Origin of the sequence: Pseudomonas sp. HB05, from assembly GCF_016756915.1 — a bacterium.
Taxonomy (GTDB): domain Bacteria; phylum Pseudomonadota; class Gammaproteobacteria; order Pseudomonadales; family Pseudomonadaceae; genus Aquipseudomonas; species Aquipseudomonas alvandae.
This window is the reverse complement of sequence record NZ_JAESPG010000032.1, coordinates 21103-41967: the sequence shown is the minus strand read 5'-3', so window position 1 is coordinate 41967 and position 20865 is coordinate 21103. Positions and strand designations below refer to the sequence as shown.

The 20865-nt window shown below is 60.5% G+C and carries 15 protein-coding genes; 13 read left to right on the top strand and 2 right to left on the bottom strand.

Features of this window, described 5'->3' with window-relative positions; genetic code table 11:
* The first annotated feature begins 37 nt into the window (after positions 1–37).
* The 4 genes from JMN22_RS22570 to accC all read left to right on the top strand — a co-directional run bounded on the left by JMN22_RS22570 (position 38) and on the right by accC (position 4601).
* On the top strand, positions 38–1984 hold the full coding sequence (locus JMN22_RS22570) for a methyl-accepting chemotaxis protein (RefSeq protein ID WP_198797869.1): 1947 nt from the start codon (positions 38–40) through the stop codon (positions 1982–1984).
* A 278-nt stretch (positions 1985–2262) separates the two neighbouring features.
* Positions 2263–2715, top strand: coding sequence for a type II 3-dehydroquinate dehydratase (aroQ, locus tag JMN22_RS22565; RefSeq protein WP_018605716.1), 453 nt, complete (start codon positions 2263–2265; stop codon positions 2713–2715).
* Positions 2716–2763: 48 nt separating this feature from the next.
* Positions 2764–3228: an acetyl-CoA carboxylase biotin carboxyl carrier protein gene (accB, locus tag JMN22_RS22560; protein ID WP_198797868.1), complete on the top strand. Its 465-nt coding sequence runs from the start codon at positions 2764–2766 to the stop codon at positions 3226–3228.
* Positions 3229–3245: 17 nt separating this feature from the next.
* Positions 3246–4601 (top strand): acetyl-CoA carboxylase biotin carboxylase subunit, encoded by a 1356-nt coding sequence (gene accC, locus JMN22_RS22555; protein WP_030138028.1) that lies wholly within the window; start codon positions 3246–3248, stop codon positions 4599–4601.
* A 64-nt stretch (positions 4602–4665) separates the two neighbouring features.
* Here the strand turns inward: accC and JMN22_RS22550 are convergent, their stop codons facing one another.
* Complete coding sequence (locus JMN22_RS22550; protein WP_198797867.1) at positions 4666–8616, bottom strand: DUF6543 domain-containing protein; 3951 nt, start codon at positions 8614–8616, stop codon at positions 4666–4668.
* 193 nt (positions 8617–8809) lie between these two features.
* Between JMN22_RS22550 and prmA the strand changes: the two genes are divergently transcribed.
* From prmA to JMN22_RS22510, 8 genes are all read left to right on the top strand, one after another.
* Positions 8810–9688, top strand: a complete 879-nt coding sequence (gene prmA, locus JMN22_RS22545) for a 50S ribosomal protein L11 methyltransferase (RefSeq protein ID WP_030138026.1) — start codon at positions 8810–8812, stop codon at positions 9686–9688.
* A gap of 30 nt (positions 9689–9718) precedes the next feature.
* Positions 9719–10945: a DUF3426 domain-containing protein gene (locus JMN22_RS22540; RefSeq protein WP_030138025.1), complete on the top strand. Its 1227-nt coding sequence runs from the start codon at positions 9719–9721 to the stop codon at positions 10943–10945.
* A 185-nt stretch (positions 10946–11130) separates the two neighbouring features.
* Positions 11131–12138 (top strand): tRNA dihydrouridine synthase DusB, encoded by a 1008-nt coding sequence (dusB, locus tag JMN22_RS22535; RefSeq protein WP_030138024.1) that lies wholly within the window; start codon positions 11131–11133, stop codon positions 12136–12138.
* Positions 12135–12455 carry a DNA-binding transcriptional regulator Fis gene (fis, locus tag JMN22_RS22530; RefSeq protein ID WP_025211617.1) on the top strand — a complete coding sequence of 107 codons (321 nt, stop codon included), beginning with the start codon at positions 12135–12137 and terminating at the stop codon, positions 12453–12455. The genes dusB and fis overlap by 4 nt, the downstream gene beginning before the upstream one ends.
* Positions 12456–12538: 83 nt before the next feature.
* Positions 12539–14146, top strand: a complete 1608-nt coding sequence (gene purH / locus JMN22_RS22525) for a bifunctional phosphoribosylaminoimidazolecarboxamide formyltransferase/IMP cyclohydrolase (protein WP_030138023.1) — start codon at positions 12539–12541, stop codon at positions 14144–14146.
* 188 nt (positions 14147–14334) lie between these two features.
* Positions 14335–15627, top strand: coding sequence for a phosphoribosylamine--glycine ligase (gene purD / locus JMN22_RS22520; protein WP_030138022.1), 1293 nt, complete (start codon positions 14335–14337; stop codon positions 15625–15627).
* Positions 15628–15729: 102 nt separating this feature from the next.
* Positions 15730–18504, top strand: a complete 2775-nt coding sequence (locus JMN22_RS22515; RefSeq protein ID WP_030138021.1) for a hybrid sensor histidine kinase/response regulator — start codon at positions 15730–15732, stop codon at positions 18502–18504.
* 63 nt (positions 18505–18567) lie between these two features.
* Positions 18568–19164, top strand: a complete 597-nt coding sequence (locus JMN22_RS22510; protein WP_198797866.1) for a MarC family protein — start codon at positions 18568–18570, stop codon at positions 19162–19164.
* 1 nt (position 19165) lies between these two features.
* Here the strand turns inward: JMN22_RS22510 and JMN22_RS22505 are convergent, their stop codons facing one another.
* On the bottom strand, positions 19166–19990 hold the full coding sequence (locus JMN22_RS22505) for a hypothetical protein (RefSeq protein WP_198797865.1): 825 nt from the start codon (positions 19988–19990) through the stop codon (positions 19166–19168).
* Between the two features lie 488 nt (positions 19991–20478).
* Between JMN22_RS22505 and JMN22_RS26605 the strand changes: the two genes are divergently transcribed.
* Entirely contained in the window at positions 20479–20859 is a 381-nt protein-coding gene (locus tag JMN22_RS26605) for a hypothetical protein (protein ID WP_236010390.1), read from the top strand.
* Positions 20860–20865 lie beyond the last annotated feature (6 nt).

Sequence of the window (20865 nt, the reverse complement as noted above, 5' to 3'; positions counted from 1 at the left end):
TTCAGGCACTTACGATTCTGCCCCCGGTAGACCCTTGATGCGCCTGAAGCTGCTGACCAATCTCAACACCCTTCTTTTAGTTGCCGTGTGCCTTGGCCTTGGCGCCACCCTTTGGTGGTCGCAGATCGCCTTGGAACGTCCGTATCTACTCATGGAACGCTACCTGGGCCTGTCGCGGCAGTTCCAGGGCGAAGTGGCACGCAACATCGAGGATTACCTGGCCAGCGGCGACGCCCTGCGCCTCAGCGCGGCCACCCAAGCGCTGGAAAGCTTGCAAAACGAACTGGACCAGTTCCCCCCGGACCTGGCCAAGACCCTGCGCCCGAGCCTGGCGAACCTCGACAGCTTCAGCAAGACCGACCTGCTGGGCGCCGGCAAATTGGCCGGCGACCCCCAGGCCCTGTTGTTGCAAGCCGAACGGGAACTGAGCGCCAGCCTCGATCAGTTGGCCCAGTACGCCAACGGCGCGCCCGCTTATCTGCCGCCGCTGTTCGCCGCGTCGCAGCATCTGGGCCGGTTGTCCCTCACCCGAGACAAACTCGTCAGCAGTGGCCGTAGCGAATTGGCCGCCGACGTCGAAAGGGAACTTGCCAGTATCCGCGCCCAGGCCCAACAGCTCGATAGCCTGCCATTGCTCGGCGTCACCGCCAGCAGCGAATCGGGCAGTGATGATTTCGCCGCCATGATGGGTTTGGAGTCCCAGGAAAAGGTCGCTACCGAAGACGCCGGTATCGCGCTCAAGCGTGAGCTCAACAGCCTGCTCGGACGTTACCCGGCGGAACTGGCCCGCACCCGCGAATTGATTCAGAAACGCACCGAACTGAGCGATGCTTCGCACCTGAAAACCACCAATGTACAACAAGCGATTGATGCCATGGAGCCCGCGGTGCGCGCCCAGCACGGACGAATCCAGGGCGAGGTGCGCATGATCCAAGGCGTGATGATCGGCCTGATCCTGCTGATCGCACTGCTGATCGATACCCTGCAGCGGCGCCTGGCCCGGACGTTGACCCGCCTCGCTCCAGCCTTGTCGACTTGGGCAGAAGGAGATTTCAGCGGCGATATCCACGTGGGTGCCAGCAACCGTGAACTGAAGGATATCGAAGCCTCTCTCAACCGCCTGCGGGCTTATCTGGTGGACTTGGTGGGCGCCATCCGCCAGAACGCCGAGCAAGTGGCCGGCAGCAGCCGGGCCTTGGCCGAACTGAGCGGCGAGCTGCACAGCGGCGCCGAACACCAGGCGGGCGATACCGCGATGATTCGTGATTCCCTCAGCGAACTCGAGGCAACCATCCAACAGGTGGCCGGCGACGCCAGCCAGGCCGCCGATGCCAGTCGCAGCGCCGGGAATGCGGTGGAGCACGGGCAGAAAGTCATCGGCCAGAGCCTCGCCGGCCTCCATGCGCTGGTGGGCGAGGTGCAAGGCAACGCGCAGATGATCGAACAACTGGCCGAGGAATCGGCGACCATTGGCGGCGTGCTGACGGTCATTCGCTCGATTGCCGACCAGACCAACCTCTTGGCCCTCAACGCCGCCATCGAAGCCGCCCGCGCCGGGGAGATGGGCCGCGGCTTTGCGGTGGTGGCCGAGGAAGTCCGCTCCCTGGCCCAGCGCACGGCTGGCGCCACCTCGGAAATCCAGGCGCTGATCGCCCGCTTGCAACTGGCCGCGCGCCAGTCGGTGGACGGCATGCGTGCCCAGGTCGAACACGCCGAAGCCACCGCCAACCAGGCACAAGCGGCCGACGGCGCGCTGGACACCATTGTCGGCGCCATCCAGACCATCGCCGATACGGCCGTGAGAATCGCCGATGTCACCGCCCAGCAAAGCGACGCCGTCAGCGAGATCCGCGACCACAGCGAGCGGATACATCAATTGGGTGGAGACAATCTGCAGCGCATCGGCCAAGGGCGAGAACAGGGCGACAACTTGCTGGTGCTCGGCGGACGGCTGCATACCGCGGTGCAGGCGTTTCGGGTGTGACTTCAATAAACACCACACATCCATTGTGGGAGCGAGCCTGCTCGCGAAAGCGGTGGGTCAGTTAGCCACGATTTTAACTGTGCAGCCGTCTTCGCGAGCAAGCCCGCTCCTACAGGGTTCGGCTTCCAACCGTATGACCGGATCAGAGACCCCGGTCATAAATTTCGCGCAAACATCGGTCAACGTGCTGGCTATTGCCGAGAACTGGACAGTCATTAAGGCTTTGCGGCATAGTCTCCGGGTTCTGACACCTGCTCACAGATAACAAGGAACAGCAGATGGCGACCCTCTTGGTCCTGCACGGACCCAACCTGAACCTGCTGGGCACCCGCGAACCGGGCGTCTACGGCGCGGTGACACTGGCCCAGATCAACCAGGACCTGGAGCAGCGGGCCCGCAATGCCGGCCACCATTTGCTCTATCTGCAAAGCAACGCCGAATATGAGCTGATCGACCGCATCCATGCCGCGCGTGGCGAAGGCGTGGATTTCATTTTGATCAATCCAGCAGCTTTTACACACACAAGTGTCGCATTACGTGACGCGCTGCTGGCGGTGAGCATCCCATTCATCGAAGTGCATTTGTCCAACGTGCACAAACGCGAACCTTTCCGCCATCACTCTTACTTCTCGGATGTAGCGGTGGGAGTGATCTGCGGCCTTGGCGCCAGCGGTTACCGACTGGCCCTGGAGGCCGCTCTAGAGCAGCTTGAAAAACAGGCAACAGCTTGAACAACAAGCGTTAAACGCCCCTGACCGACCCTTGGGAGTTGATGATTCATGGATATCCGTAAAGTTAAGAAATTGATCGAATTGCTGGAAGAGTCCGGCATCGACGAGCTCGAGATCAAGGAAGGCGAAGAGTCCGTACGCATCAGCCGCCACAGCAAGACCCCGGCCCAGCAGTTCTATGCACCGGCCCCGATGCAAGCCCCGGCTGCCGCACCGGCTCCGGCCGTCGCGCCAGTAGCCGCTGCCGCACCAGCCGCACCTGCGGCGCCAGCGCTGAACGGCACCGTCGCTCGTTCACCAATGGTGGGTACGTTCTATCGCAAGTCTTCGCCATCCTCGCCGTCGTTCGTTGAAGTCGGCCAGACCGTGAAGAAAGGCGACACCTTGTGCATCGTCGAAGCCATGAAGATGATGAACCACATCGAAGCTGAAACCAGCGGTGTGATCGAATCCATCCTCGTTGAAGACGGCCAGCCGGTTGAGTACGACCAACCGCTGTTCACCATCGTTTGAACCGCGGAGAGCCTTTGATGACTGCGAAGTTGGAAAAAGTTCTGATCGCTAACCGCGGTGAGATCGCCCTGCGGATTCTGCGTGCCTGCAAAGAGATGGGCATCAAGACCGTCGCCGTTTACTCCAAGGCCGACAAAGAACTGATGCACCTGGGCCTGGCGGACGAATCCGTCTGCATCGGTCCGGCGTCGGCTGCGCATTCCTACCTGCACATCCCGGCGATCATCGCCGCCGCCGAAGTGACCGGTGCCACCGCCATTCACCCTGGCTACGGTTTCCTGGCGGAAAACGCCGACTTCGCCGAACAGGTGGAAAACTCCGGCTTCGCCTTCATTGGTCCGAAAGCCGACACCATCCGCCTGATGGGCGACAAGGTTTCGGCCAAGCACGCCATGATCGCTGCCGGCGTACCGACCGTTCCGGGTTCCGACGGTCCGCTGCCTGAAGACGAAGAAACTGCTTTGCGCATTGGTCGCGAAGTCGGTTATCCGGTGATCATCAAGGCCGCTGGCGGCGGTGGTGGTCGCGGCATGCGTGTGGTGCACAAGGAAGAAGACCTGATTTCCTCGGCCAAACTGACCCGCTCCGAAGCAGGCGCGGCGTTCGGCAACCCGATGGTTTATCTGGAAAAATTCCTGACCAACCCACGTCACGTCGAAGTCCAGGTACTGTCCGACGGTCAAGGCCATGCCATCCACCTGGGCGACCGCGATTGCTCGCTGCAACGTCGTCACCAGAAGGTCCTCGAAGAAGCACCGGCACCGGGCATCGACGAGCAGGCTCGCCAGGAAGTCCTGGCTCGCTGCGTCAAGGCCTGTATCGACATCGGCTACCGTGGCGCCGGCACCTTCGAGTTCCTCTACGAAAACGGTCGTTTCTATTTCATCGAAATGAACACCCGTGTTCAGGTGGAGCACCCGGTTTCGGAAATGGTCACCGGTATCGACATCGTCAAGGAGATGCTCAGCATCGCCGCCGGCAACAAGCTGTCGTTCACCCAGGATGACGTGGTCATCCGCGGTCACTCGCTGGAGTGCCGGATCAACGCCGAAGACCCGAAGACCTTCATGCCAAGCCCAGGCACGGTCAAGCATTTCCATGCCCCAGGCGGCAACGGCGTTCGCGTCGATTCGCACCTGTACAGCGGTTATGCGGTTCCGCCGAACTACGACTCGTTGATCGGCAAGCTGATCACCTACGGGGCGACCCGTGACGAAGCCATGGCGCGCATGCGCAATGCGCTGGACGAAATCGTGGTAGACGGGATCAAGACCAACATCCCGCTGCACCGCGACCTCGTCCGCGACGAAGGCTTCTGCAAAGGCGGCGTCAACATCCATTACCTGGAACACAAGCTGGGCAACCAGCACTGATGTTTCAGCGGATGTAAAAAGACCCCGGTCCGTTTTTGGCCCGGGGTCTTTTTTTGTCTCGAAATCAGCTCAACACCACCATGGAGAACTCGTTCAACGCAAGTTGCGCAGGTGTCGCCGACCGGCCTTGAGTGGTGCGAACGGCACCGCTGGCATCTGCCTTCAACGGCTCGGCGCTGAAGCGCGCCATGAATCCGCGCGCCCGCAGCGACACCGGATCGGTGCCATGCCTTGCTCTCGCCAACAAGGGCCTGTAGTAGCGTTCAGGCTGACTCTGCGAGGTCTTGAATACGGAAGTGACACCCGTGCGCAGGTCCAGTGCAACACCATAGGTGTTCCCGAAGCAGGACGAATACGACCAGTGGTCCCAGGTAGGCTGCAATCCCTGGCGCCGCATCATCAACCTGACCGGCCCGCCAATGTCGTCCGCCGTCGTCAGCCAGTCGCCACCCACCAAGGTAGCGCGAATATTTCTGGCGGTGCCGCCCAGGCGCTGTTTGACCTCGCGAATACAACGCTCGATCAGCGCCCGGATGTTGTGATCAAAATGAATCACCGCCCCCACCCGAGTGGCCGGGTTGTACAACGAAGCGACTACGCATGCCTGCGCATTAAGCGAAAACAAGTAGTTGTCCGTCACGGCCTCGCTGAACCTTGCCACCACGGCTTCACCCTGGAGCGCTCCCCTCGTCACGTCCGGCGAAACATGCCCGGGAAATGCCTCACGCAAATCCCTCACTCGCCCCAGGTTGCGCAAATTATCGTTGCCCCCTCTCAAGCCGACTGAGTTGTGCACCCATTTGCCATCCGCCACCCTGCGTATGGGAAGCTTGTAGAGCGCACCGGGACGGCGAGCGTCCACCAGGCACAAACCGTCGAAATAAGCATCCTTCCTGACTTGGTAATACTTGCCCGCGCTTTTTATGTAGTAGGTGCCTTGCGGTTGCGCTGCGCTGGAAGGACTGCGGTAGGTGCCGTAAAAAATACTGTCGTCAGTCACGAGCTGCAGGTTGTCAGGCGTTTTCCTGACTGCCTGTTTCGGCTTGAAATGCAGGGTTCTGATTACCGGCCCGCTTTCCTTGGCGGCGACGGTGGTCACGCTTCTCAAGCGCTGGGCAGCCAACGACATTGGCCTGGCGAGCAGATTCAGCCCCTTGACGGCCCACCCTATCAACTTGGCGACCATCCATGGCCCCAGCGTGGCAAACAGCACACCCCACGATGCGGCCATCCAGTGGCCAAGCGCCCCCTGCGTATCACCTTGCCTGTGCGCGTCGATTGCCTGCTTGGAGGTGATGCCGATAAAAACGACGTCCAACAGCAAGGCAAAAGGGGGATAGATCATGCAAACAGGAGCCGCCGCGAAAAGCAGCCCTTTGACGATCTGATGCTTGATCACCTCCGCACGACTGGTGGTGATGTCTTGCACGTCGGTGATGGCACGCTCGATGTACATATCGAATTGCGCGCTGATATCAACGACCCGATTGAATTCACGTACCCCATCCACACGAGTGGTGCCGGCCGCCAGAGCCCGTAGCGATGTGCGTACGGCGTCACGCGCGACCAAGGCGACTCGCTCCAATACGTAATCATGCAGCTGTGCAGCAACGCTCCCGGCGAACTCAACGTATCGGCGAAAGACGATACCGTCAGGCGCATCGGGCGTGTACAACCAATAGGCGCTCCTGGGGGCAAAATAAGCAAAAACGTATACGCCCAACGCAACATGGCCGCCGACAGTGAAGTTCATCACGCCTTCGCTCGTCACCAAAGCTGTGGAATGCACACGCCTTTGCCCAGGTACCCACTGGCTCAGCAGCGTGACTTGCCGGGCAAGCCATTGGTATTCATCGTCGCTCAATACAGACTGGCCATAGACGATTCGCAAATCACGGTCCATTCTCGTCAGCAACATGTAACGCAAGGCATCGCGGCGCTTCGCATATTCCGGAGCCCGGCTATCCAGGAACTTGCTGCGGATTTCCCTGGCGTACTGCTCGCCCAGGTAGGCCCGTCGAATGTATTGTCCCAGATCGACGCTACGGACCTGCCGCAGATCCTGCCCAACCGAGGAACGCACACCTTTGGCCGGATGGTCGATACCCGAGTTGTCGTCATAGCCGTAGAGGGTCAAGTCCAGCAGATTGGCTACCTTCTTTTCATTTCCCAGCCCTGGGCGGTAATCGATAAGCACCGTTTCCGGGTCTACCGACCCCTCCACGCCCTTGCTGCGCATGTAAGGTGCAATTGCTTGCGTGACGGTACGCTTGGCAAAGTCCATGAAGACTTCGTAATCCTTGAACTGCTCATCGAAAGTTTTTTGATGGACCAGGAACTCCTGGTTCAGCCCGCGGATGATTTGCCGACTGGCAAGCGGCAAAACGCGATACCACGCAGGCGAATCACTCAACGCCACCTGCAACAGGTTGTTTGCCAATCCTGCCAACACAGCGGCCTCAAGACAGGCCCTGAAACCGTGTACCGTCCCCCTGGGATCCTGATCAAGGTCCCAATGAGTCGGCTTGTGCATGACGCCGATGAAATACTCCCGAGCAACGGCACGATCAGCCGGAGAGAGCTGCTGCAACAAATATTCGCGACCGGCTTCGTTTTCGGTCCACAGCCCTATCTCGGCACTCACAGCCCGAAGCGAAGCCAACTTGATCCACTCCTGACCATCCGGCTTGCCAGGGGCATACAGAAGTAATTCGCTGGCCTCACCCGGTCTATCTTCGCGATAGAACAACAAGAGGTCAGCACAGCGCACCGCATTCGGCAGCACGACATTGCAGACTCGCCGGCCGCCGTCGGCTTGCGATGACGTCGCGCGGATCTCATCGTAATCGGCCCCGGTCAGATGGCCGGCGCAACGCGCAACGAACACACTGTGCTGCAATCGCAAGACGCACCAATCGAGCATGGCCATCTTCAAGTCCAGGCGGTCGTATTGGGTCGAAAGCGCAGGCCAATATTCAGCCGAGGCGTCCAGGTCCGATAGCAATCTTGTGATGAACTCGGGTGCAAGCGGCTGGTTACGCAACATGCCGCCGTTTTCAACCAGGCGAACAGATAGGGCATCAGGCCGGGTGGGACCCGCCGCTACCAGCTCGGTCAAGGTGCGGGTTTCCACCGGTCGGCCCACTACGGTTTGCCACTGCACCTGCACCCGGACACTATCAGGCTCAACCTCCATGTCCAGTTCACGCCTGACGCGGTCCTTGACCAAGTATCGGGCGAAGTCTGTCAGCGAACCCAGCCCATCGAGCAACTCGTCTACCCGGGCCTGCGCTTCGGAAACTCGCTCCTGAAGAGCTTCCAGCCGCTCACGGTCTGCATCGCTCAGCCACCGCAGCCAGTCCGGCAACTGCGAACGCGCCAATGCGTCCAGCGCCTGGCGCTCTTGCGCGGTGGCCAACTCGGTCGGTTGCCCCATCCGACGCCAGTTATCCTGGAGGCTATGGATTGCCTCACGCAGCGTCTCGATATCCCGCCCGGCTTGTTGCTCGGGCTGGAAAAGCCTTTCGATAGCCGCCAGATGCCCATCCAGTTTTTGCTGGATGATGTTTTCAAGCGAGGCGTCGAACCCTGCTGTTTCCCAATGCCGCCGCAGGTAATCGGTGTAATGGCGGATTAAATTCGAGGCGGTACCTTCCACCGCTTGGACAAGAGCATCCCGACGCTCGGCCGCAAAGCCCCGGTCGGCCCCGCCGGGCCAGCGATAAGGCGCATCCTGCTGCTCTTCATAGGTCACGGGACGTTGATCGATCATGCGCTGCAGCACCGTATCCAGCAGCGTGCCGATGAAATAGGGATCGACATTGCCCTCGTGATGGTGCGTGCGCAGCTCGACCAGCAAATACTGCTCCAGCGTTTCCAGCAGGGTCATCTGGGTCTGCAATCGCGAGTCGATTGCAGACTGCCAACGCGTCAGCTTATCCAGGATTGCCTGGGGCGTGGACGATGCCGCTGCGCCGCCGTCCTTGTTTCGATTGGATTCGGTGATGGTGTCCATACACATCGCTCCTTGTTGTGTGGACCGACACCTTATCCACGTCGCGACACCGCGATGCCGTACATATATATAGGGAAACACCACGGCCTATCGCGCCAGACTCGCTTATCCACTTTGATGACGACCTGGCGTACACTGCGCGCCTTTGCAGCTCCGTGCTGCCCCCCTGTCGATTTTTTCAAAGGTGCCCGCCATGCCTTGGCTGCAAGTACGCCTGGCCATCAGCCCGGAACAAGCCGAAACCTACGAAGATGCGTTCCTTGAAGTCGGTGCCGTGTCGGTGACTTTCATGGACGCCGAAGACCAGCCGATCTTCGAGCCTGAGCTCAATACCACCCCACTGTGGTCCCACACCCACTTGCTGGCGTTGTTCGAAGGCGGCACCGAGGCGGCCAGCGTGCTCGCCCACCTGGAGCTGCTGACCGGCAGCCCGTTGCCCGAGCATCACAGCGAAGTGATCGAAGACCAGGATTGGGAACGCAGTTGGATGGATAACTTCCAGCCGATGCGTTTCGGCCAGCGCCTGTGGATCGTGCCGAGCTGGCATGCCGCGCCGGAACCTGACGCGGTGAACCTGCTGCTGGACCCGGGCCTGGCGTTCGGCACCGGCACCCACCCCACCACCGCGCTGTGCCTGGAATGGCTCGACGGCCAGGACCTCATGGGCTGCGATGTGCTGGACTTCGGCTGCGGCTCGGGAATCCTGGCCATCGCCGCGCTGCTGCTGGGCGCCAAGGAAGCGGTCGGCACCGACATCGATGTCCAGGCCTTGGAAGCATCCCGCGACAACGCCGGGCGCAACAACATTGCCGAAGATCTGTTCCCGCTGTACCTGCCGCAGGATCTGCCGAACGTGCAGGCCGACGTACTGGTGGCCAACATTCTCGCTGGCCCGCTGGTGTCGCTGGCGCCGCAATTGTCGGGCCTGGTCAAGCCCGGCGGACGCTTGGCGTTGTCGGGCATCCTCGCCGAACAGGGCGAAGAAGTCGCCGCCGCTTATGCTGCGGACTTTGACCTGGACCCGATCGCCAATCGTGATGGCTGGGTGCGCATCACCGGACGTCGGCGCTAGAATGGCCGCCTGTATCAACCGGATTGCCGCATGACCGACAGCTTCGTCACCCAGTGCCCGCATTGCCACACCAGTTTTCGCGTCAGCCATGCTCAATTGAGCGTGGCCCGCGGGGTGGTTCGCTGTGGCTCGTGCCTGCAAGTGTTCAATGCCGCGCGGCAACTGCTGGAGCAACGCACGGGCAATAACGGCGCGCCCCCCCTGGCTCCGCCCCCCAAGCCTGCCGTCGACGCACCGCCCCGCGCCATCAGCCAGAAACAATGGACCGCCGCCGAGCTGGACCTCGATGACCTGGACAAGGAACTGGCTCGCCTGGAAAGGCGTGACAAGCGTGCTCCGGACACGTTCGGACGGCGCCGGGAAGACAACCTGAGTGCCCAGCGCGAGCATCCCTCAAACGAGCAGGAGCCATGGGTCGACGGCCTGTACAGCGAATCCCCCATCGAACGCGCAGAAGCCGCGATCCAGCAGCCTGTCGAGCCGTTCGAGCCCCACGAACCCGCGCGGCCGCCGCGCACCGAGCCGTCCTTGTCGCTTGCCCTTGAACCGCTGGAGCCGGACGATACGCCTGTCGCCGTGCTAAGCCTCGCGCTGGATGACGAGCCTCACGAACATCTCGAACGCCTTTCAGCCACTGACGACCTGGACGACGAACCGGAGCCACTGGCAGCGTCATCCAGGAAACGCGAGCGCCAGGAGCCAGGCATACGCGCCGAAGCCCTTCAGGACCTGGACGATGACCCGCTACAACTGGATTGGCGCAAGCGCCGTTCGCCCTGGGGCCGACGCCTGCTCTGGAGCCTATTGATACTGCTGGGGGCCGCAGCCCTGGCCGGCCAGTACATTGCCTACCACTTCGAGGAACTGGCCCGCCAGGACCAGTATCGTCCATGGTTCCTGCAAGTCTGTCCGGCCATTGGCTGCGACGTACCGTCCAAGGTCGACATCGCCAAGATCAAGAGCAGCAACCTGGTGGTGCGCAGCCATCCGGAATTCAGCGGCGCGCTGATTGTCGATGCGATCATCTACAACCGCGCGCCCTTCTCCCAGCCCTTCCCGCTGCTGGAACTGCGCTTCGCCGACCTCAACGGCCACCTGATCGCCAGCCGGCGCTTCAAGCCCGGCGAATACCTGGGCGGCGACCTTGAAGGCCTGGGGGAAATGCCACCGCAGACGCCGATCCATATCGCGCTGGACATCCTGGACCCTGGCCCGAAAGCGGTGAACTACAGCCTGAGCTTCCATTCGCCTGAATGAGACGCGCCAGGGTCGGTCCGTTGACGGCAGCTTTCTGACTCACCCCGCCCGGACCAAACCGCTGGCGATAACAAAATAGCTGTTCAGATTTTATCCAATTCGACCTTTATCCAGTCATCGAGAGCGGGTATCATGCCAACCCTTTTTCGAAGTCTCATGATCCGGCCCCACTTCAGGGAAGTCCTATGTCGGCGGTACGCATCGGCCCTTATACATTGCAGAACGGTCTGGTCCTCGCCCCCATGGCGGGCGTCACCGACCAGCCCTTTCGTCAGTTATGCAAACGATTGGGTGCCGGGCTCGTGGTGTCGGAAATGGTGACCAGCGACATGAGTTTGTGGAACACCCGCAAGTCGCGCCTGCGCATGATCCATGAAGGTGATCCCGAGCCGCGCTCGGTACAGATCGCCGGGGGTGATGCGCAGATGCTCGCGGAAGCGGCCCGGGCCAACGTAGAGCTGGGGGCGCAGATTATCGACATCAACATGGGCTGCCCGGCAAAAAAGGTCTGTAACAAAGCCGCAGGCTCGGCACTGTTGAAGGACGAAGCGCTGGTCACCGAGATCCTGCAGGCGGTTGTCGCCGCAGTTGATGTGCCGGTGACCCTGAAGATCCGCACCGGGTGGGACCGGGAGAACAAGAACGGCCTGACGGTGGCGAAGATCGCCGAACAGGCAGGCATCACGGCGCTGGCGGTCCATGGCCGCACCCGTGCCGACCTGTACACCGGCGAGGCCGAGTACGACACCATTGCCGCGATCAAGCAGGCGGTGTCGATCCCGGTCTTTGCCAATGGCGATGTCGACTCGCCCGAGAAGGCCCGGTTCGTGCTGGACGCGACCGGTGCCGATGGCCTGTTGATCGGCCGGGCCGCCCAGGGGCGGCCATGGATTTTTCGTGAAATCGAACACTATCTGCGCACCGGCGAAAAGCTCGCCGCGCCGTTGTTGTCCGAGGTGGAACGTATTCTGCTAGAGCATCTGGCCGCGCTGCATGCCTTCTATGGAGAAGTCATGGGCGTACGCATCGCTCGCAAGCATGTGGGCTGGTATCTCGCAACCCTGCCGGGCGCCAGGGAGTTTCGCGCCCGTTTCAATCGTTTGGATGGTACGCAAGCACAATGCGCCGACGTTCAGGCGTTCTTCGCCGAACGTTACAAGAGCCTGACAGGGGACGAAGGGGTGGCCGCATGACGATGATGACCGAGACTTTAGTGAGTGGAATAACACCCGTGAGCGACAACGTGAATTTGAAACAGCACCTCAACACGCCCAGCGAAGAAGGCCAGACCCTTCGCGGGAGTGTCGAGAAAGCGCTGCACAATTATTTCGCCCACCTTGAGGGCGCTGCCGTCACGGATGTGTACAACCTGGTGCTTTCCGAAGTCGAGGCGCCTCTGCTCGAAAGCGTGATGAACTACGTCAAGGGCAACCAGACCAAGGCCAGTGAGCTGCTGGGCCTGAACCGCGGCACCCTGCGCAAGAAACTCAAGCAGTACGATCTGCTGTAAGCATTCAATCAAACCAGAAAGGCGCCCGCGTAAAAAACGGTCGCCTTTTTTGCTGACTTCCCTTGCTTTTGATGGAACTTGAAATGACCGACCAGACCACCCGCCTGCCGATCCGCCGCGCCTTGATCAGCGTCTCCGACAAGACCGGGATCCTTGAATTCGCCCGCGAGCTGCAACAGCTGGGCGTCGAGATCCTCTCTACCGGCGGGACCTTCAAGTTGCTGCAGGACAACGGCGTTGCCGCAGTGGAAGTCGCGGACTACACCGGTTTTGCGGAAATGATGGACGGTCGCGTCAAGACCCTGCACCCGAAAATCCACGGCGGCATCCTCGGCCGTCGCGGCATCGACGACGCCATCATGAACGAGCACGGCATCAAGCCGATCGACCTGGTGGCGGTCAACCTCTACCCGTTCGAAGCCACCATCAACAAGCCTGGCTGCGACCTGCCGACCGCCATCGAGAACATCGACATCGGCGGTCCAACCATGGTCCGCTCGGCAGCCAAGAACCACAAGGACGTGGCGATCGTGGTCAACGCCAGCGACTACGCCAGCGTCCTGGAAAACCTCAAGGCCGGTGGCCTGACCTACGCCCAGCGTTTCGACCTGATGCTCAAGGCCTTCGAACACACCGCCGCCTACGACGGCATGATCGCCAACTACATGGGCACCGTGAACCAGGCGGCCGACACCCTGAGCACCGAAGGTCGCAGCGAATTCCCGCGCACCTTCAACACCCAATTCGTCAAGGCCCAGGAAATGCGCTACGGCGAGAACCCGCACCAGAGCGCGGCGTTCTACGTGGAAGCCAAGCCTGCCGAAGTCGGCATCGCCACCGCCACGCAATTGCAAGGCAAGGAACTGTCGTTCAACAACGTGGCCGACACCGATGCCGCGCTGGAATGCGTGAAGAGCTTCGTCAAGCCGGCCTGCGTGATCGTCAAGCACGCCAACCCGTGCGGCGTGGCCGTGAGCCCGGACGCCGAGGGCGGTATCCGCCAGGCCTACGAACTGGCCTACGCCACGGACACCGAGTCGGCCTTCGGCGGCATCATCGCCTTCAACCGTGAACTGGACGCCGAGACCGCCAAGGCCATCGTCGAGCGCCAGTTCGTCGAAGTGATCATCGCCCCTTCCGTCAGCGAAGAGGCCCGCGCCATCGTCGCCGCCAAGGCCAACGTGCGCCTGCTGGCCTGCGGCCAATGGTCGGCTGATCGCGCACCGGCGTGGGACTACAAGCGCGTCAACGGCGGCCTGCTGGTCCAGAGCCGCGACATCGGCATGATTGGCAGCGCAGACCTCAAGGTCGTGACCCAGCGCGCTCCGAGCGAGCAGGAAATCAACGACCTGATCTTCGCCTGGAAAGTCGCCAAGTACGTCAAGTCCAACGCCATCGTCTACGCCAAGAACCGCCAGACCATCGGCGTCGGCGCCGGCCAGATGAGCCGCGTGAACTCGGCCCGCATCGCCGCGATCAAGGCTGAACATGCCGGCTTGCAGGTACAGGGTGCGGTCATGGCTTCGGATGCGTTCTTCCCGTTCCGTGATGGCATCGACAATGCGGCCAAGGTTGGCATCACCGCAGTGATCCAGCCAGGTGGTTCGATGCGTGACAATGAAGTGATTGCGGCTGCTGACGAGGCTGGCATCGCGATGGTCTTCACCGGCATGCGCCACTTCCGTCACTAACAAGACAACGGCCGCACTGAAGCCGGCATCTGCTGCGTTGGAGCCGACCTCGATGATGCTCATTGCCAAAAGGCAACTCCGCTCATCGAGGTCGACCCCGCCTTGCATCTACCGACTTCATTGCAGCCTCCTACGGCGTAGAACGCCTTAGGCTCCAAACCGAATCAGCGTCATCCGAGGTTTTTGAAATGAATGTTTTGATCATTGGCAGCGGTGGCCGCGAACACGCCCTGGCCTGGAAAGTGGCTCAGGATCCGCGTGTGCAAAAAGTGTTTGTCGCACCGGGCAATGCCGGCACCGCCATCGAAGCCAAGTGCGAGAACGTAGCCATCGACGTATTGGCCCTGGAACAGCTGGCTGATTTCGCCGAGAAAAACGTCTCGCTGACCATCGTCGGTCCGGAAGTACCGCTGGTTGCCGGCGTCGTCGACCTGTTCCGCTCCCGCGGCCTGGACTGCTTCGGCCCGACCGCCGGCGCAGCGCAGTTGGAAGGTTCCAAGGCCTTCACCAAGGATTTCCTGGCACGCCACAAGATCCCGACCGCCGACTACCAGAACTTCACCGAAATCGAACCAGCCCTGGCTTACCTGCGCGAAAAAGGCGCACCGATCGTGATCAAGGCCGACGGCCTGGCCGCCGGTAAAGGCGTGATCGTAGCCATGACCCTGGCCGAGGCCGAGGACGCCGTGCGCGACATGTTGGCCGGCAATGCCTTCGGTGACGCGGGTTCGCGCGTCGTGATCGAAGAGTTCCTCGATGGCGAAGAAGCCAGCTTCATCGTCATGGTCGATGGCAAGAACGTCTTGCCGATGGCCACCAGCCAGGACCACAAACGCGTCGGCGATGGCGACAGCGGTCCGAACACTGGCGGCATGGGCGCCTACTCCCCAGCGCCAGTGGTCACCGCCGACGTGCACCAGCGCGTCATGGACCAGGTCATCTGGCCAACCGTGCGTGGCATGGCCGAGGAAGGCAACGTCTACACTGGCTTCCTCTATGCTGGCCTGATGATCGACAAGGCTGGTAACCCAAAAGTCATCGAATTCAACTGCCGTTTCGGCGATCCTGAGACCCAACCGGTCATGTTGCGCCTGCAATCGAGCCTGGTGCTGCTGGTGGAAGCCGCCCTGGCCCAGGCGCTGGATAAGGTTGAAGCCCAATGGGATCCGCGTCCGAGCGTCGGCGTTGTCCTGGCCGCCGGTGGTTACCCGGGCGACTATGCCAAGGGCAATGCGATCAAGGGCCTGGATGCCTCGGCACAATTGGAAGGCAAGGTGTTCCACGCGGGTACGGCATTGAAGGATGGCCAAGTGGTTACTGCGGGCGGGCGCGTGTTGTGCGCCACAGCCATGGGCGAGAGTGTCGGTGCCGCTCAAGAGCAGGCCTACAAGCTGGCCGCGCAGATTGACTGGGAAGGCTGTTTCTATCGCAAGGACATTGGCTACCGCGCCATTGCCCGCGAGCGTGGCGAAAACCTGTAATAACCTGGCCATTCAGCCGGGCAAGGGTCCATGGCCCTTGCCTGTCGGCTCAGGCGCCGCGCATAGTTATAATCTGGCATCAACCTACGAAGGGATTTCGCCGTGCGCTGGCTCAGGATTGCCATAGGCTTGACCGTTACGCTGCTGACGCTGCTCTGCGTGCTCCCGGCCCAGGCCGCGCCGGGCAGTGCCTGGGCGGTATTGCTCGACGAACAGGGCGATCTGAAACTGAGCGACATTCGCTCTGCTCGCTACACCAATCAATTCAGCCCCATCGACCTTGACCACCTCAAGGCCGCCGAACCTGGCGGCGCATTGTGGCTGCGCTTCCGGCTGGCACCCGACAAGCATGAACAGATACTGCGCATCTTCGCGCCGGACCTCTCACGCCTGAATCTCTATGTGCTGGACGGCGATACCCTGGTCGACCAGCAGATCAGCGGCAACGCCACGGCAGGCACCGAACAGTCCGTGCCCAGCAGCGATTTCATGCTGGCGCTGCCCCGCAGCGATAAACCACTCGACGTCTACCTGCGTTTGGCCTCGCGATATGAGTTGCGCCCGTTCGTCTCATTGCAACCGGCCGTGATGGCAGCCGCCAACCAGAACCAGACCCTGGTTTATGGGCTGCTGTTCGGCTGTATCGCAATGCTGATCCTGCACAACCTCACCCGCTACGCCTACACCCGCTCACGCAGTTGCCTGTGGCTGGCAGCCTGCGAAGGGCTGCTGATGCTCAGCCTGATACTGCTGCTGAACCTGGCAGGCGCCTGGCTGCCGGACTGGCCGGCGATCCAGACACCGGGTGCCTACCTGGCCCTGTTGCTGACAGCGCCCTGCGGCTTGATGTTCGCCTATCGCTATTTCGCGCCGCTGGGGCCGCACCCGCTGAACCGGCTGCTGCTGGGCGAAATCGTCTTCATCATGCTCTGCAGCCTGTTGCTCCTGTTCGTCAACACGCTGCCCCTCAACATCATGACCTACGCATTGGTGGCCTTGGCCGGCCTGAGCATGCTGTTCGTCAGCGCCTGGCATTGGCAGAAGGGCTACCGCCCGGCACGGCTGTTTGTCGCCGCCATGGTGGTGTTCAACCTGGGCACGTTGATCATTCTCCCCGCCCTGCAAGGGCTGACGGAGGTCGCGCCCCAAGGGTTGATCGTTACATTGCTGGTATTCATCTGCGTCAGTGGTCTGCTGATGAGCGTCGCCTTGGGTGAACGACAGCGGTCAATCAACGAAAACCGCTTCAGTCTCAGCCGAGATCTCGCGGCAAGCAACGCGGAAATCAACGCCAAAGCCGAATTCCTGGCGAAGATCAGCCATGAGATTCGCACCCCGATGAACGGTGTGCTGGGCATGACCGAACTGCTGCTGGGCACGCCGTTGTCGGTCAAGCAGCGCGACTACGTACAGACGATCCACAGCGCCGGCAACGAATTGCTGACCCTGATCAACGAAATCCTCGACATTTCCCGCCTCGAATCCGGCCAGATCGAACTGGATGACGTGCAGTTCGACCTCAACGCATTGATCGAGGATTGCCTGAGTATCTTCCGCGCCAAGGCCGAACAGCAGAACGTCGAGCTGATAAGTTTCATCCAGCCCCAGGTGCCGCGGGTGATCAGCGGTGATCCGACAAGGCTGCGCCAGGCACTGCTGAGTCTGCTGGAACATGCCCTGAAAAAAACCGACGAAGGCGAAGTGCTGATCGTCGTGGCCCTCGATGAACGCAGCAACCAGCCTCGTCTGCGCATCGCCGTGCAGGACAGCGGGTCGCCCATGGACGCCGAGGAGCGCGATACGCTGATGCATGCGGAACTGCACAGCAAGAATTTCCTTTCGGCCACGCGCCTGGGTGGCAACCTGGGCCTGGTCATCGCCCGCCAGCTGATCATGCTGATGCACGGCGAATTCGGCATCAAGAGCGGCAGCAGCCAGGGCAGTACATTGTGGCTGACCTTGCCGCTGGACCCAGATCGTCTTGAACACCCGACTTCCGACCTCGATGGCCCGCTGCAAGGGGCACGAGTGCTGGTCGTTGACGACAACGATACCTGCCGCAAGGTGCTGGTCCAGCAATGCAGCGCCTGGGGCTTGAACGTCAGCGCCGTACCATCGGGCAAGGAGGCACTGGCGTTGCTGCGCACCAAGGCCCACCTGCGCGACTATTTCGATGTAGTGCTGCTGGACCAGAACATGCCCGGCATGACCGGCACGCAATTGGCCGCCAAGATCAAGGAAGACCCGAGCCTGAACCACGACATCCTGTTGATCATGCTGACCGGCATCAGCAACGCGCCGAGCAAGATCGTGGCGCGCAACAGTGGCGTCAAGCGCATCCTCGCCAAACCGGTGGCCGGCTATACGCTCAAGACCACCCTGGCGGATGAGCTGAACCAGCGCAACAAAGGCCAGGCGCCAAACGTCCCGGCCAATCCAGGCCCGCCCATACCGGCGAAAGTGCCCAGTGACTTCCGCATCCTGGTGGCTGAGGACAACACCATTTCCACCAAGGTCATCCGCGGCATGCTCGGCAAGCTCAACCTGCAGCCCGACACTGCCAGCAATGGCGAAGAAGCCCTCAAGGCCATGAAGGAACAACGCTACGACCTGGTCCTGATGGATTGCGAAATGCCGGTTCTCGATGGCTTCTCCGCTACCCAGCAGTTACGCGCCTGGGAGGTTGGCAACCAGCGGACCCGCACGCCTGTGGTGGCGCTCACGGCGCACATCCTGGCCGAACACAAGGAGCGCGCACGCCAGGCAGGAATGGACGGGCATATGGCCAAGCCGGTCGAATTGTCGCAACTGCGCGAGTTGATCGAGCATTGGGTGGCCCAGCGCGACCAGCAGAACCGTACAGCGCATACGTCCTGAGCCGACAGACGCCAAAACGCCTGATAGACTCCGGTCGTCTTCCTCCGTCCCGAGCCCTCGACCATGCTTCACGTGCTGTTCAGCGTTTACCTGAAAATGTTGGTGCTCTACAGCCCCTTCTTCGTCCTGTCGTGTTTTATCGGCCTGACGCGTGGCTATTCACGCAAAGAACAACGTCGCCTCGCCTGGAAGGTCGCGACGGCGACGCTGGTCTCCAGCGTGCTGCTGTATCTGTTCGGGCGGGTGATTTTCAGCGTGTTCGGCATCACCGTGGATGCGTTCCGGATCGGCGCCGGCAGCGTATTGTTCATCTCGGCGCTGGGCATGGCCCAAGGCAAGTCGGCGGTACAGACCGACAATGTCCAGCAGGACGTGACCATCGTCCCGCTGACCATTCCGCTGACTGTCGGCCCCGGCACCATCGGCGCCCTGCTGGTGATGGGCGTGAGCCAACCGCACTGGGACGACAAACTCATGGCGATCGTCAGTATCGCCCTGGCCAGCTTCACCGTTGGCGTCGTGCTATACCTGTCCAGCCGCATCGAGCGAATTCTCGGCGACCAGGGCTTGCAGATCGTCAGCCGCTTGATGGGGCTATTTGTCTGTGCCCTGGCAGCGCAGATCATCTTCACCGGGGTAAGAGGCTACTTGGTGCAATGACTCAGGCAAGCTTGCGACGGCTGAAGCGCTTGCTCAACACTTCCCGGCGATGTTCGCCCAGGTACTCTTCGATGTCCTGCCTGAAGTCTTCATAACGCGCCGGGTTAAAAGTCACGAACGACTTGCCTCGAAAAATTTCTCGCGCCGAACAGCGCCAATTCACAAATAGAACACCACCGTTATTCGAAGTACCGGTCTGTTTTATCGAACTGGAAGAGGCAATCAGAACACCGTTGGACAATTGCTCACAGGGAATGACGGACAAGCGTGCGCCATCGGCCGACTTCGCCTGGGTGCCAAACAGATCGAGTGTTTGCTTGTCCTGCTTCAAGCCATCAATCGTGGTATTGACCACGCTACCCAGTACCATCGCCGCCGGAATGCTGGCCTTCACGCCGTCGATGATGCCTTTGACGATATCGCTGATCACCAAGTCCATATCCACTTGCAGGGAGCTCTCGGTGTAACGGGAATAACCGTCATCCGCCACGAAACATCCGAGCTCTTGCAGGCACTTGATAAACTCCATGTACCACGCATGGGTGTTTTTCCCGCCAGGCATCAGATAGTTGGCCTCCATGATTGCCATGGTCATGACGTTCTCCATGATCGCCATGTTATTGAGCGACATGTTATTGCCATAGCCTACCAACGCATCGCCCAGCATGACCGCATCCATTTCCTTGGTGGGGTTGTCCTGTAGCACCTGTACGGCGGACCTGCGCATACGCCGATTTGCGGAGACCTGCGCCCTGCGCCTGCTGATACGCGCGCCGATGAGCTCGATACTTTGCGCAGTGTTGATTTCACTCTCAAACATTTCCATGGTACTTCCTTAGTTAATTAAATGACCGCTCCTGCGGACAAACGACAATCTAGAACACATTAAAAAAGAACAACAACCCTAACCAGATACAATATATGTAGCGCCCCCGCAACCCTAACAAACATCCAGACCCAACCAAACAACCGAAACCCTTGAAAAAGCCTTCAATTATTGTATTCCTAGAAAACCAAACAACCCAAACGGACGAGAAACTTGAAAATGGAACTTCAATCATTAACCGGCCTCGTCACAGGTCCCAACTTGCTTTCTTACATCGACACACTTTCCCTGCAAGATTACAACGACATTGCCGATTGCAATAACATTGCCACTCGATCGGCCGACCTTGGCTATCACCGCTACGGCAATGCCGAGGGCTGGTTTGAAGAATATGCGCGCACGCTGAATTACCTGGGTGGTCACTGCATGGCGATTCGATCTATACCACCACGAGACACATCGTCTCGGGCTCCGTGGCGGACTTCCTGGTGGAAAGTGCCCACGCGATACGCGACTCTCGGCAAGCCAACGCGATGATCGACACGCTGGACAGTTTGAAAACCAATAACCCGGCCATGCTGTCGCTAGATATAGAAACCCGAGAGGGTGAATCTTTTCAGGTAGTCCCGGCGCGCTACGACTTGCAGGGCAATCTTGTCATGGCTCTTTATAAGATCGAGCTGAGCGTCCAAACGAGAAAGCACAGCTTCTTGTTCTGGGAATGGGAAAAAAGCTCCGCCAGAATAATTCAGCGCAAGGCATACCTGAGACTGGACAGAAGCGAGCTGGACAGAAACAGGGCGTTGATGCGAAAGAAACTGGATGAAAGTCTAATGATGCGATTTTCCTTGCGAAATGACCGCTCTTGAACAACT

Excerpts from the sequence above, each read along its gene's own strand:
- accC (WP_030138028.1), top strand. The coding sequence starts at position 3,246 with ATGACTGCGAAGTTGGAAAAAGTTCTGATCGCTAACCGCGGTGAGATC.
- aroQ (WP_018605716.1), top strand. The coding sequence starts at position 2,263 with ATGGCGACCCTCTTGGTCCTGCACGGACCCAACCTGAACCTGCTGGGC.
- fis (WP_025211617.1), top strand. The coding sequence starts at position 12,135 with ATGACGATGATGACCGAGACTTTAGTGAGTGGAATAACACCCGTGAGC.
- purD (WP_030138022.1), top strand. The coding sequence starts at position 14,335 with ATGAATGTTTTGATCATTGGCAGCGGTGGCCGCGAACACGCCCTGGCC.
- JMN22_RS22570 (WP_198797869.1), top strand. The coding sequence starts at position 38 with ATGCGCCTGAAGCTGCTGACCAATCTCAACACCCTTCTTTTAGTTGCC.
- accB (WP_198797868.1), top strand. The coding sequence starts at position 2,764 with ATGGATATCCGTAAAGTTAAGAAATTGATCGAATTGCTGGAAGAGTCC.
- JMN22_RS22550 (WP_198797867.1), bottom strand. The coding sequence starts at position 8,616 with ATGGACACCATCACCGAATCCAATCGAAACAAGGACGGCGGCGCAGCG.
- prmA (WP_030138026.1), top strand. The coding sequence starts at position 8,810 with ATGCCTTGGCTGCAAGTACGCCTGGCCATCAGCCCGGAACAAGCCGAA.
- dusB (WP_030138024.1), top strand. The coding sequence starts at position 11,131 with ATGTCGGCGGTACGCATCGGCCCTTATACATTGCAGAACGGTCTGGTC.
- purH (WP_030138023.1), top strand. The coding sequence starts at position 12,539 with ATGACCGACCAGACCACCCGCCTGCCGATCCGCCGCGCCTTGATCAGC.
- JMN22_RS22540 (WP_030138025.1), top strand. The coding sequence starts at position 9,719 with ATGACCGACAGCTTCGTCACCCAGTGCCCGCATTGCCACACCAGTTTT.
- JMN22_RS22510 (WP_198797866.1), top strand. The coding sequence starts at position 18,568 with ATGCTTCACGTGCTGTTCAGCGTTTACCTGAAAATGTTGGTGCTCTAC.
- JMN22_RS22505 (WP_198797865.1), bottom strand. The coding sequence starts at position 19,990 with ATGGAAATGTTTGAGAGTGAAATCAACACTGCGCAAAGTATCGAGCTC.